The organism is Arthrobacter sp. SAFR-044 (assembly GCF_051965175.1).
Lineage (GTDB): Bacteria > Actinomycetota > Actinomycetes > Actinomycetales > Micrococcaceae > Arthrobacter.
The window spans coordinates 1-12,482 of the sequence record NZ_JBQCMK010000024.1; the positions used below are offsets into that span (position 1 = coordinate 1).

The window sequence follows — 12,482 nt, forward strand, 5'->3', positions numbered from 1 at the left end:
TGGGTCTCGCCCCCTGAATGCCAGTGCCTGGAGGCCAGCCTCGAAGACCTTCCCCTGTGGGAACCCGACGACGACAGGTACGTGGACCTCGACGACCTGCCAGCCGACGATCCACTCTGGGCCGAACTCCTCACGACGCCACTAGTACCGTCGGGATGATGCGAGCCCTGGACACTACATGTTGGCCACGATCAGCAGTCACTGGGTCCGGAGCACGCCACCGCCTTCTACGCGAAGGCCTCCAGCTCCACGCCTGAGGCCTCAAGACCTGCCCGAATGTGGGCTGCAGCCTCCACGGCGCCAGGAGTCTCGCCGTGGATACGCAGCGAGTCAGGCCGGACCGCGACCAAGGACCCGTCGATGGCCACCACTTCGCCTTTTGTTGCCAGGCGAACTGCCCGCTCGACGATCGTGTCGACGTCGTGCAGTAGGGCGTCTTCCCGCGAAAGCGGCACCAACGTGCCGTCGGCGAAATAGGCGCGGTCAGCAAAAGCCTCGGTGAACACGGGGTGGCCTGCCTCCTTGGCCTGCTTCAACAGCTCCGAGCCGGGGAAGCCCAGGATGGGAAGGCCCGGATCGTAGGCGTTCACCGCCGCCAACAGGGCGGAGGCCTGCTCGGCATCATGGACCAGGGTGTCATACAGCGCACCGTGCGGTTTCACGAAGTCCACCGAAGCACCCACGGCGTGCGCGACGCCGTCGAGCGCGCCCAGCTGGTACAGCACGTCACCAAAAAGCTCATCAAAGCTCATGTCCAGTGAGCGCCGGCCGAAGCCGGCCAGATCGCGGTAGCCAACGTGTGCACCTACGGTGACATCCAGCTCGTAGGCCGCCCGGCAGCTGTCCAGCATGGTGACGGGATCGCCTGCATGGAGGCCGCACGCCACGTTAACGCTGGTGGCCAGCTGGAACATCGCCGGATCGCCTCCCGCGGTCCAGGATCCGAATGATTGGCCTACGTCAGCGTTGAGATCCAAGTATGTTGCCTTCCAGGGTCAGGTTGTCCGGCCCGGCAGCAGCGGTCAGCTCCCCGGGAATGGTATCCGGCATGGGCCCGAACGCCTCCCTGGCGTTCTGCGCCACGGCACGGCCCATCACGAGGTTACCGGCTCCACCCACAACCGCGCCTATGCCGAAGGGAAGGGCCCTGCCGAACAGTGCCGTGCCCTGGCGTTTGAGCAGGTTCTTCAGGAAGGCGTGCTGGATCCTCTTCCGGACGTTGCCGAACCCCGGCATCGAGGACTTGGACAGCATGTTTCCCCAGACGTCGGCGGGCTTGGCGCCGCCGGCCGCCTGGCCGCTGAGAGTGCCCATCAGGGCGGTCCCTTCCTCGCCAAGCATGATGGCCATGACCATGGTCCCGGCCTTCTCGGGATTGGTGAGGCGGATGCCGTGGAGCTCTGCCAGCGAGGTCGCGTAGAGGGCCGTCGCCTCCAGGAAGCCGACGGTTGCGGCTGCGGAAAGCCCAAGCGACGCCACGGTTCCCACACCAGGGACGACGGCGGTGGCACCCACCAGCGCACCCCCGCCGGTCACGGCCCGCAGGTAGTCACGCTCCGCGATGTCTGCCAGCTGCGCGGCGGTGGCCCGCGGATGCTTCTTCTGCAGCCGGCGGATGTAGGCCACCACCAGGGGCCGCTGGATCTGCACCGCCTTCAGGAGCATGTTGTGGACGCCGGGTTTGGGTTTGCCGTCGGCATCGAACATTGCGTTGTGGGCGGTTTCCTGTGCGATTCGTACTGCGGGATTGCTGCGCCTGGCCATGGTCACCTTCATTCAAATCGACCTGCAGCGGGTAGGCTGCCGTGCTTATCCCATCCTATGTGGACAAACACTAAGCATGCTGAACTTTCCGCTCCGCGCCACAGGCAGCCCCGGCCGCCGGCCTTCCAGCTGGCGCCGCCGGCCCTTTTAGCTGTTGAGACCGTGCAGGTTGTTGAAGGTGTACAGGTGGATACCCTTCACCGCTCCGCCGTCCTGCAGTTGCGCGAGGATTGACTGGGAGGAGTAGTGGCCGCCACGGAGCAGTCGGCGGCCGAGGGGGCCGCGGCGGTTCAGCAGTTTGAGGGACGGGCCCACGCCGATCTTCGTGGCAAGCAAAATCAACTGGGCCCGGGGAACGCTACCAGCCACTCCGGCCCATACAGGCAGGGTCACCCCTTCCCGGCGCAGGGTTTCGGCGTACCACTGGATGCGGGGAGCCGAAAAGCACAGCTGCGTCACCATTGACGATGCCAGATGCTGCTTTTCCAGCAGGGCATCAAGCATGTGCAGTTCGCCGTGGCCGGGGTGCCTCTCGGGGTAACCCGCCACTCCGGCCCGGATCCGTCCGCCGGACACCTCCGCGACGTCCTCCAGCAACGGAAGGCTGCTGTCATAGGGACCGGCCGGCTCCCCGGCGTCACCGCCGACGGCGAACACTTCGGCGATGCCGGCGTCGTGGCAGTTCCGGACCACGCCGGCCAGTTGCTCACGGCTTTCGATGCTTCGTGCGGCCAGGTGCGGGACAACCTCGAAGCCAAGGTAGGCAAGCTCGATGGCCGTGCGGATGGTGGTCCCCACGCCTTGGCGGGGCAGGCACGTCACCGTCAGCTGTGTCCCGGCGGGTACCGCGGCCTGGACGCGGGCGGCAATACCCTCCGTGGGATTGATCTGCATCCGGACAGGCAGTACCGTCCCGGCATTGCCGGCCTGTCCTTCCGCGGGAATCGGTGCAGCGGCTGATGGCATGAGGGATTGAATCGTCATGAGGAACTCCAGGTTCGGCCGGCCACGGGTGGCACGGCATGGATCGGGTCCCTCCCCGCTCTGTATTGGACCTGAGAGATTCCGCAAACCCTGCCAGGGCCTGCTTGCACCGTCGGTGAGCGCTGGCTGAGCAGCGCTGCTTTCCAGAGTCGCCTCGCCGTGACGGTACATGGGCCTGAGAGATTCCTGGGGAGGATTTGCTCCTACGGCGCCTGCCCGGTGATGGCCGGGAGAACTCTCCCGCCACAGCTCGAAAGGCTGTCTTTAGATGTGGTGGTACTGCGGCCGGTGCCTGCCCTCCGGCAGAAGGAGTGCGGGCACCGGCCGCATGGATGGACCGGCAATTAGCGGAGGATGACCGTCCGGTTGCCGGAGAGGACGATCCGCCCTTCAGCGTGCCAGCGGACCGCATTCGTTAGCGCCTTGCATTCGGCGTCGCGGCCAACCGTGACCAGGTCCGAGGCGGAGTAAGTATGGTCCACCTCGATGACCTGCTGTGAAATGATCGGCCCCTCGTCCAGCTCGGAGTTGACGTAGTGGGCAGTGGCGCCCACCGTTTTGACGCCGCGCTCGTAGGCCTGGTGGTAGGGCTTGGCACCCTTGAAGCTGGGCAGGAACGAGTGGTGGATATTGATGGCCTTGCCGCTCAGGCGGGTGGTGGCCTCATCGCTGAGCACCTGCATGTAGCGGGCAAGCACCACCAGTTCCACGGCGTAGTGGTCCACCAGGCCCAGGAGGCGCCCTTCCGCATCCGCTTTCGTTTCAGGGGTCACCGGAATGTGGTGGAACGGAACACCGTGCCACGTAGCAAGCGGTTCCAGGTCCGGGTGGTTTGACACCACGGCGGCGATCTCCACGGGCAGCTCACCGCTGCGGGCGCGGAACAGGAGGTCGTTGAGGCAATGCTCGTATTTGGAGACCATCACCAGGATGGGCTGCTTGCGTCCGTGGCGTTCCAGGCGCCAGTCCATCTGCCACTCCTGGGCCACCTGACCGAAACCGGCCCGGAGGCGGGCAAGGTCCAGCTCAACCTGCGAGGTTACGTGGATGCGCATGAAGAACCGGCCGCTTGCCCTGTCGCCGAATTGCTTGATGTCCACGATGTAGCATTCCTGTTCCAGCAGGTATGCCGACACCGCCTGGACAATGCCGAGGGCATCCAGGCAGTGGAACGTCAGCACGAATTCCCTGCCGGTTTCCGGGGTCACGGACTGGAGCCGCCCGGCCTCGAAGGTGTCTGCCTCGGATGTGCCGGTCCCGGTGGGGCGGGCCTTGGTGCCGATCACCGCTTGACCCGCTCTTCCCCCGCTTCTGCGGCGGCACCCGGCCGTACAGCCTTGCCGGCTGCGGCGTCAGAGAAGTCCTGGTCTGCCTGCAGTTCAGCCTGGAACGTGGCGAAACGGGCCTGGTGTGCGGGCCGGCGGCGGAGGACGAACCATGCAGCGCCGAGCAGGATGAACCACACCGGGGTGACCAGCAGGGCCACCAGGGTGTCCGGCTGGGTGGTGAGGGTCCAGATCACGAAGGCGAAGAAGGCGAAGACCACCCAGACCATGGCAACGCCGCCGGGCATCTTGAACTTCGACGCCTCGTGCAGGTGCGGCCGCCGGCGGCGGAAGGCAATGTAGCTGGCCAGGATGATCGACCAGACAAAGACGAAGCAGACGGCGGAGACGGTGGTCACCATGTCGAAGGCCTTGCCCACGTCCTGGCCCGCATACATGAGGACGACGCCGGACAGCAACAGCACGCAGGAAAGGAACAGTGCGTTCTGGGGTACCTTCCGCCGGGACAGTTTGCCAAAGACGTCCGGGGCGTCGCCTTCCTGTGCAAGGCCGAAGACCATGCGGGAGGTCGAATAAATGCCGGAGTTCGCGGAGGACATCGCGGAGCTCAGCACCACGAGGTTGACTACAGTGGCGGCGGCGCCCAGCCCCGCCAGGGAGAACATGGCAATGAAGGGGCTGTGGCCGGCCCTGAACTCGGTCCAGGGGGTGACGGCCATCAGGATGATGAGGGCACCCACGTAGAAGAGGAGCACGCGGATGGGGATGGAGTTGATGGCCTTGGGCAGGTTTCGCTCCGGGTTCTTGGCCTCGGCAGCGGTGGTACCCACCAGTTCGATGCCCACGAAGGCGAAGACTGCGATCTGGAAGCCGGCAACGAAGCCCATGAACTCGTTCGGGAAGAACCCGCCATGGCTCCACAGGTTGGTGAAGGTGGCAGGGCCGGCGTCGGACTGGAAACCGCTGAAGATCATGAAGAGGCCCACGATGATCAGGGCCGCGATGGCGATGATCTTGATCAGCGCGAACCAGAACTCGGTCTCACCGAATGCCTTGACGGTGGCGAGGTTCAGCAGGAGGAGGATGGCAATCGTTGCCAGGCCCGGGATCCACAGCGGGAGCCCCGGCCAGAGTTCCTGAGAGTACCCGGCGATGGCGATGACGTCCGCAATGCCGGTGATCACCCAGCAGAACCAGTAGGTCCAGCCCGTAAAGAAGCCGGCCCACGGGCCCAGCAGGTCAGCGGCAAAGTCACTGAAGGACTTGTAGTTGAGGTTGCTGAGCAGCAGTTCACCCATGGCACGCATGACGAAGAACAGCATGAAGCCGATGATCATGTACACGAAGATCACTGAGGGGCCGGCGGCCGAGATGGTCTTGCCGGAACCCATGAACAGGCCGGTGCCGATTGCGCCGCCAATGGCGATCAGTTGGATGTGGCGGTTGCTGAGCTGCCGCTCCAGGTGCGGGGCTCCGCCGCCGGGGGACGTCGGGGAATGGGTCGTCATTGAGGAACTCCATCGTTCGAGCGGCACCCGGGGTGTCGCAAAGATTGGATTTCCTCCCCGCTCTGTCTGGGACCTGAGAGTTTCCACATGCCGGCCAGGGGCGTGCTTGCACCGTCGGTGAGCCAGGACAGGGCCTGGCTGCTTTCCAGAGTTGCCTCACCGCGGCGGTACGTGGGCCTGAGAGTTTCCTGGGGAGGGTTTGCTCCTACGGCGCCTGCTGAACGTACCGGCAGGGCTCTCCCGCCGCAGGTCAAAAGCGTTTGCTTGGTAAATCAGTGTTCAGTTGTCAGAGGGCATCCATCCTTGGCGCGGTGATCCGCAGGATGGATAGCGGGGCCTCCGGTGATCCCTGCCGGCGAACGGAGCGCCCAGCGTCTTTGGGCCAGTTCCGCTGCCCGGCCAGATCACGGGGTTCAGTGTGGCGCCGGTCACGGACAAAAGTCAAGCCAGGCCTTATTCCTCCGAGGGACGCTGCCCAGGCGCGCTTCATGATGGACCGATTTGCTCCCCACTCAACCTTGCGTGTAGCCTGTGAGCCGAATCACCCACATTTCAATATGCCTTTCGAGCTGTGGCGGGAGAGTTCTCCCGGCCATCACCGGGCAGGCGCCGTAGGAGCAAATCCTCCCCAGGAATCTCTCAGGCCCATGTACCGTCACGGCGAGGCGACTCTGGAAAGCAGCGCTGCTCAGGCAGCGCTCACCGACGGTGCAAGCAGGCCCTGGCAAGGTTTGCGGAATCTCTCAGGTCCAATACAGAGCGGGGAGGGACCCGATCCATGCCGAGCCACCCGTGGCCGGCCGAACCTGGAGTTCCTCATGACGATTCAATCCCTTCCGTCTGCCTTTGCAGACCGGCATATCGGTGCACGCCGCCAGGCTGACGTCGACACCATGCTCAAGGCCGTTGGCTACGACAGCGTTGACGGACTCGTGGACATCGCTGTTCCCAATTCGATCCGCCAGTCCAAGCCGCTCGCGCTCAAGGACGCGCTGAGCGAGGTTGAGGTGCTTGCGGAACTGCGCAGGCTCGCCGCCAAGAACAAGACCGCCGTCCAGATGATCGGGCAGGGCTACTACGACACCATCACGCCCGCCGTGATCCGCCGGAACGTGCTGGAAGCCCCGGCCTGGTACACCGCCTACACCCCGTACCAGCCCGAAATTTCCCAGGGCCGGCTCGAGGCGCTGCTGAACTTCCAGACCATGGTCCAGGACCTGGTGGGCCTGCCCATCGCCAACGCCTCGCTGCTGGACGAAGCCACGGCTGTCGCCGAAGCCGTCCTCATGATGCGCAGGGCCAATAAGGCCAAAGGCCAGAACGCAGACGCCCGCGATGGCAAGACCGTCCTGGACGCCGACGTACTGCCGCAGACCATCGCCATCGTCAAGGGCCGCGCCGAGGCGCTCGGCTTCGAGGTCGAGGTCGCCGACCTGTCCAAGGGACTCCCTGAAGGCGCGATCAACGGGATCGTGCTCCAGCAGCCCGGCGTCTCCGGCCGCGTCTTCAACCACGCAGGCGTCATCGCCGAAGCGAAGGAGCGCGGCGCGCTGGTCACCGTCGCCGCAGACCTGCTTGCCCTGACCCTGATCACCCCTCCGGGCGAGCAGGGCGCCGACATCGCCGTCGGCTCCACCCAGCGCTTCGGTGTCCCGCTGTTCTTCGGCGGCCCGCACGCCGCCTACATGGCCGTGGCCAAGGGGCTGGAGCGTTCCATGCCCGGCCGCCTGGTGGGCGTGTCCAAGGACGACGCCGGCCTCCCGGCTTACCGCCTGGCCCTGCAGACCCGCGAGCAGCACATCCGCCGCGAAAAGGCCACGTCCAACATCTGCACGGCTCAGGCCCTGCTGGCCATCGTGTCCTCCTTCTACGCCGTCTACCACGGCCCGGACGGGCTGAAGGCCATCGCCGAGCGGGTCCACAACAACGCCCGCGTCCTCGCCACCACGCTCAAGGTCGCGGGCCGGGAACTGGCCACCGAGACGTTCTTCGACACTGTCACGGTCTCCGTTCCCGGCAAGGCCGCCAAGGTCATCACGGCTGCTGAAGCACGCGGCATCAACCTGCGCCACATTGACGCGGACACCATCGGTGTCTCCGTGGATGAAACCACGACGCCGGAAATCCTGTCCGCAATCGCCGTCGCCTTTGGTGCCGGCCCCGTCGTGGACGCCGAGGGCTTCGACCTGCCCGCAGAGGTGCTCCGCACCTCTGCGTTCATGCAGCACCCGGTGTTCAACACCCACCGGTCCGAAACCCAACTCCTGCGCTACATCCGCAGGCTGTCGGACCGGGACCTGGCGCTGGACCGCACCATGATCCCGCTCGGTTCCTGCACCATGAAGCTGAACGCCACTGCCGAGATGGAGGCCATCTCCTGGCCGGAGTTCGCCTCCATCCACCCCTTCGCCCCCGAGTCCCAGACCAAGGGCTGGCGTGAACTGATCAGCGGCCTGGAAGCCGACCTGGCGGAGATCACCGGCTACGACCAGGTGTCGCTGCAGCCGAACGCCGGATCCCAGGGCGAGCTCGCCGGCCTGCTGGCCATCCGCGGCTACCACCGCGCCAACGGCGATACCCAGCGCAACGTCTGCCTGATCCCCGCCTCGGCCCACGGCACCAACGCCGCCTCCGCCGTCCTGGCCGGCATGAAGGTCGTCGTGGTTGCCACGGCCGGGGACGGGACGATCGACCACGAGGACCTGTACGCGAAGATCGAGGCGAACAGGGACGCCCTCTCGGCGATCATGATCACCTACCCGTCCACCCACGGTGTCTATGACGCGGACGTGACCGAGATCTGCGAGGCTGTCCACGCAGCCGGCGGCCAGGTCTACGTTGACGGTGCCAACCTGAACGCCCTCGTGGGCCTGGCCCAGCCCGGCAAGTTCGGCGGCGACGTCTCCCACCTGAACCTGCACAAGACCTTCTGCATCCCGCACGGAGGCGGCGGACCCGGCGTCGGACCTGTTGCGGCCAAGGCCCACCTGGCGCCGTTCATGCCCGGCGACGCCAACAAGGCAGCGCATGAGGAAGGCCGCGGCGTGGCCATCAGCGCCTCGAACTTCGGTTCTGCCGGTGTCCTGCCGATCTCCTGGGCGTACGTGAAGCTCATGGGCGGCGAGGGCCTGACCGAGGCCACCAAGGCAGCCCTGCTCGCAGCGAACTATGTTGCCGTGCGCCTGAACGAGTACTTCCCGGTGCTGTACACCGGCGAAGGCGGCCTCGTGGCGCACGAATGCATCCTGGACCTGCGCGACCTCACTGCTAAGACGGGCGTCACTGCTGAAGATGTGGCCAAGCGCCTCATCGACTTCGGCTTCCACGCCCCCACCTTGGCATTCCCCGTCGCAGGGACGCTGATGGTGGAGCCCACCGAGTCCGAGGACCTGGCCGAGATCGACCGCTTCATCGAAGCCATGATCACCATCCGCAAGGAAATCGACCAGGTGGTCAACGGCGACTTCACTGTCGAGGACTCCCCGCTGCGCAACGCACCCCACACCGCGTCCGCCGTCGTGAACTCCGACTGGGACCGCGCCTACAGCCGCGAGCAGGCCGCCTTCCCCGTCCACCACCTCAAGCAGGACAAGTACTTCCCGCCGGTGGGCCGGATCGACGGCGCCGGTGGAGACCGGAACCTGATCTGCTCCTGCCCGCCGCTGTCCGAGTTCGAAAACTAAGGATTCCCCATGACTGAGAACTACACGGCTCTCTACGAAGAGCACAAGAAGCTTGGCGCCTCCTTCACCGACTTCGGTGGCTGGCAGATGCCGCTCAAATACAGCTCCGAACTGGCCGAGCACCACGCCGTCCGCAACGCCGCAGGCCTGTTCGACCTCTCCCACATGGGTGAAGTCTGGGTCACCGGCCCCCAGGCCGGTGCGTTCCTGGACTACGCCCTGGTGGGCAAGTTGTCCGCCATCGCGGACGGCAAAGCCAAGTACTCGCTGATCTGCAATGAGGACGGGGGCATCATCGACGACCTCATCACCTACCGTTTCGGCGATGAGAAGTACCTGGTGGTTCCCAACGCCGGCAATGCTCCCACCGTGGCCGCCGCCCTCGCCGAACGTGCAGCCAACTTCGACGTGACAGTGGAGGACGCTTCGGCGGCAACCTCGCTCGTCGCAGTCCAGGGACCCAAGGCCGAGGCCATCCTGCTCAAGCTCACGGATGAGTCCCAGCACGCCTTGGTCACTGGCCTGAAGTACTACGCGTTCAACGAAGTGACCGTGGCCGGCCACGATGTCATCCTGGCCCGCACCGGCTACACCGGCGAAGACGGCTTCGAACTCTTCCTCCCGAATGAAGGCGCCGCTGCTTTGTGGGAGTCCGTGGCCCAGGCCGGGGAAGAGTTCGGCATTGTCCCGTGCGGCCTCGCATCCCGCGATTCGCTCCGCCTTGAAGCGGGCATGCCGCTGTACGGCAACGAACTCTCGCTGGAGCGTTCACCCTTCGATGCCGGCCTGGGTCCCGTCGTGGCGCTTAAGTCCAAGGAAGGCGACTTCGTGGGCCGGTCAGCACTGCAGGCAGCCAAGGAAGCCGGCCCGAAGCGCAAACTGGTGGGCCTGAAGGGCCACGGCCGCCGGGCTGGCCGTGGCGGCTACCCGGTCCTCAAAGACGGAACCGTGGTGGGCGAGGTGACGTCGGGCCAGCCCAGCCCCACCCTTGGCTACCCTGTGGCACTGGCCTATGTCGACGTCGAGCACGCCGAGTTGGGCACCGCCCTGGACGTGGACCTGCGCGGCAAGGCTGAGCCGTTTGAAGTCGTCGCACTGCCCTTTTACAAGCGCCAGAAATAGCGCTCCCCACTCTTGAACCCCAAACTTAAGGAAACACACCATGGCTAAAGTTGCCGCTGAACTGAAGTACTCCGCCGAGCATGAATGGATCGCCGCTGACGGCTCCGGCCCGTCCGTAGTGGGCGTGTCCGCTGTTGCCGCCGAAGCGCTGGGCGACATTGTGTACGTGGACCTGCCCGAGGTTGGCTCCACCGTGACCGCAGGCGAAACCTGTGGCGAAATCGAATCCACCAAGTCCGTCTCCGACCTGTACTCCCCCGTCACGGGCGAAGTCACGGAAATCAACGACGACGTGGTCGGCGACCCTGCCGTGATCAACAACGATCCCTACGGCGCCGGCTGGCTCTTCAAGGTCACCGTCACCGAAGAGGGCCCGCTGCTGTCCGCGCAGGAATACGCCGAAGCAAACGGCGGCGAACTGTGAGCGGCGCCGCGGCCGCCGCGGGCACCATGGCCTTTGAACAGGTCGTCTCCCCCAGCCTGAACGCAAACCTGTCCGCCCTGGACCCCGAGATTGCGGCAAAGATCGACGACGAACTGGGCCGCCAGCGCGACGGCCTGGAAATGATCGCTTCGGAGAACCACACCGCGGCCGCCGTCATGCAGGCGCAGGGCTCGGTGCTGACCAACAAGTACGCCGAAGGCTACCCGGGCAAGCGCTACTACGGCGGCTGCGAGCACGTGGACGTCATCGAGCAGCTGGCCATCGACCGGGTCAAGGCCTTGTTCGGCGCTGAGTTCGCCAACGTCCAGCCTCACTCCGGCGCCCAGGCCAACGCCTCGGTGATGCACGCGCTGATCAAGCCCGGCGACACCATCATGGGCCTGAACCTGGCCCACGGCGGCCACCTGACCCACGGCATGCGGATCAACTTCTCCGGCAAGCTCTACAACGTGGTCCCGTACCAGGTCCGCGAAGACACCCACACCATCGACATGGCCGAGGTGGAGCGGCTGGCCCAGGAGCACAAGCCGCAGCTCATCGTGGCCGGCTGGTCAGCCTACGCGCGCCAGCTGGACTTCGCTGAGTTCCGCCGCATCGCCGATTCCGTGGGCGCCTACCTCATGGTGGACATGGCGCACTTCGCCGGACTGGTGGCAGCTGGCCTGCACCCCTCCCCCGTCCCGCACGCCCACGTGGTCACCTCCACCACGCACAAGACCCTCGCCGGTCCGCGCGGCGGCATCATCCTCTCCAACGACCCCGACATCGCCAAGAAGATCAACTCGGCCGTGTTCCCGGGCCAGCAGGGCGGGCCACTGGAGCACGTCATTGCCGGTAAGGCCGTGGCATTCAAGATCGCTGCGTCCGAGGAGTTCCGCGAGCGGCAGGAACGCGTCCTGGCCGGTGCCCGCATCCTGGCCGAGCGACTGGTCCAGCCCGACGTCACCGCCAAGGGCATCAGCGTGGTGTCCGGCGGCACCGACGTGCACCTGGTCCTGGTGGACCTGCGCAACTGCGAACTCGACGGCCAGCAGGCAGAAGACCGCTTGGCCGCGATCGACACCACGGTCAACCGCAACGCGGTCCCGTTCGATCCGCGTCCCCCGATGGTGACGTCGGGCCTGCGCATCGGCACCCCCGCCCTGGCCACCCGTGGCTTCGGCGAGGAAGCCTTCCGCGAGGTTGCAGACATCATCGCCGAGGCATTGATCGCCGACGCCGGCGCGGACCTGTCCGGGCTCCGTCACCGCGTTGACGCCTTGGCAAAGTCCCACCCGCTCTACCCCTCCATCACAAACCTCGCCTAAGTGCATGGCTCTGGTCACCTTCGGGACCGGCGGACCGGACATTTTCACGCCTGCTGCGCCCCACCGTCCCCCTTGCCTCGCAAGCTCGGCAGGGAACCCGGACGGCGTGGGCCCAGTTCGTCGCTTTGACGCAGGCTTTCGAAAAGTCCGGCTCCTCCGGCCCCTCCCGGGGAAGTCGCCTTGGTGACGTGCCCGCGGAGTGGGCGGGGCATCCGGCAGCATCCGCTTAGCGGGCGTCTTCGCGACCGAGCACGCAGAGGATGTCCTGCCCGCTCCACCCCAACCACCTGTTCAAGTTAGGAACCAGCATGGCTGTTGGCGTTTTTGATCTGTTTTCGATCGGTATTGGCCCTTCGTCTTCGCATACTGTGGGGCCGATGCGG

Annotated in this window: 10 protein-coding genes and 3 riboswitches; of the genes, 5 read left to right on the forward strand and 5 right to left on the reverse strand. The window is 65.7% G+C overall.

The window, feature by feature from the left end; translation table 11 throughout:
• Positions 1–227 precede the first annotated feature (227 nt).
• The 5 genes from ACTHQS_RS20840 to cycA form a co-directional block, all read right to left on the reverse strand.
• The gene (locus ACTHQS_RS20840) at positions 228–977 is read right to left on the reverse strand and encodes a LamB/YcsF family protein (RefSeq protein WP_440172684.1); all 750 of its coding nucleotides are present in this window, start codon (positions 975–977) and stop codon (positions 228–230) included.
• Positions 961–1,764: a hypothetical protein gene (locus tag ACTHQS_RS20845; RefSeq protein ID WP_440172686.1), complete on the reverse strand. Its 804-nt coding sequence runs from the start codon at positions 1,762–1,764 to the stop codon at positions 961–963. The genes ACTHQS_RS20840 and ACTHQS_RS20845 overlap by 17 nt, the downstream gene beginning before the upstream one ends.
• A 147-nt stretch (positions 1,765–1,911) precedes the next feature.
• Complete coding sequence (locus ACTHQS_RS20850) at positions 1,912–2,748, reverse strand: methylenetetrahydrofolate reductase (protein WP_440172688.1); 837 nt, start codon at positions 2,746–2,748, stop codon at positions 1,912–1,914.
• Positions 2,749–2,901: 153 nt separating this feature from the next.
• A riboswitch (glycine riboswitch) is annotated at positions 2,902–3,001 on the reverse strand.
• A gap of 91 nt (positions 3,002–3,092) precedes the next feature.
• Positions 3,093–3,956, reverse strand: coding sequence for a formyltetrahydrofolate deformylase (purU, locus tag ACTHQS_RS20855; RefSeq protein ID WP_440172697.1), 864 nt, complete (start codon positions 3,954–3,956; stop codon positions 3,093–3,095).
• Between the two features lie 74 nt (positions 3,957–4,030).
• Entirely contained in the window at positions 4,031–5,542 is a 1,512-nt protein-coding gene (gene cycA / locus ACTHQS_RS20860; RefSeq protein ID WP_440172690.1) for a D-serine/D-alanine/glycine transporter, read from the reverse strand.
• A 155-nt stretch (positions 5,543–5,697) separates the two neighbouring features.
• Positions 5,698–5,795, reverse strand: a riboswitch (glycine riboswitch).
• Between the two features lie 312 nt (positions 5,796–6,107).
• Positions 6,108–6,207, forward strand: a riboswitch (glycine riboswitch).
• A 153-nt stretch (positions 6,208–6,360) separates the two neighbouring features.
• Here cycA and gcvP point away from each other — a divergent pair.
• The 5 genes from gcvP to ACTHQS_RS20885 all read left to right on the forward strand — a co-directional run.
• A complete protein-coding gene (gene gcvP, locus ACTHQS_RS20865; RefSeq protein WP_440172691.1) occupies positions 6,361–9,225 on the forward strand; it encodes an aminomethyl-transferring glycine dehydrogenase in 2,865 nt (954 codons plus the stop codon).
• Positions 9,226–9,234: 9 nt separating this feature from the next.
• Positions 9,235–10,347, forward strand: coding sequence for a glycine cleavage system aminomethyltransferase GcvT (gene gcvT / locus ACTHQS_RS20870; RefSeq protein WP_440172693.1), 1,113 nt, complete (start codon positions 9,235–9,237; stop codon positions 10,345–10,347).
• Between the two features lie 40 nt (positions 10,348–10,387).
• On the forward strand, positions 10,388–10,771 hold the full coding sequence (gene gcvH, locus ACTHQS_RS20875) for a glycine cleavage system protein GcvH (RefSeq protein ID WP_440172695.1): 384 nt from the start codon (positions 10,388–10,390) through the stop codon (positions 10,769–10,771).
• A 26-nt stretch (positions 10,772–10,797) separates the two neighbouring features.
• Entirely contained in the window at positions 10,798–12,099 is a 1,302-nt protein-coding gene (gene glyA, locus ACTHQS_RS20880; protein WP_440172699.1) for a serine hydroxymethyltransferase, read from the forward strand.
• Between the two features lie 308 nt (positions 12,100–12,407).
• Positions 12,408–12,482, forward strand: a 75-nt coding sequence (locus tag ACTHQS_RS20885) for a serine dehydratase beta chain (RefSeq protein WP_387442595.1), incomplete at its 3' end; no start/stop codon positions are given.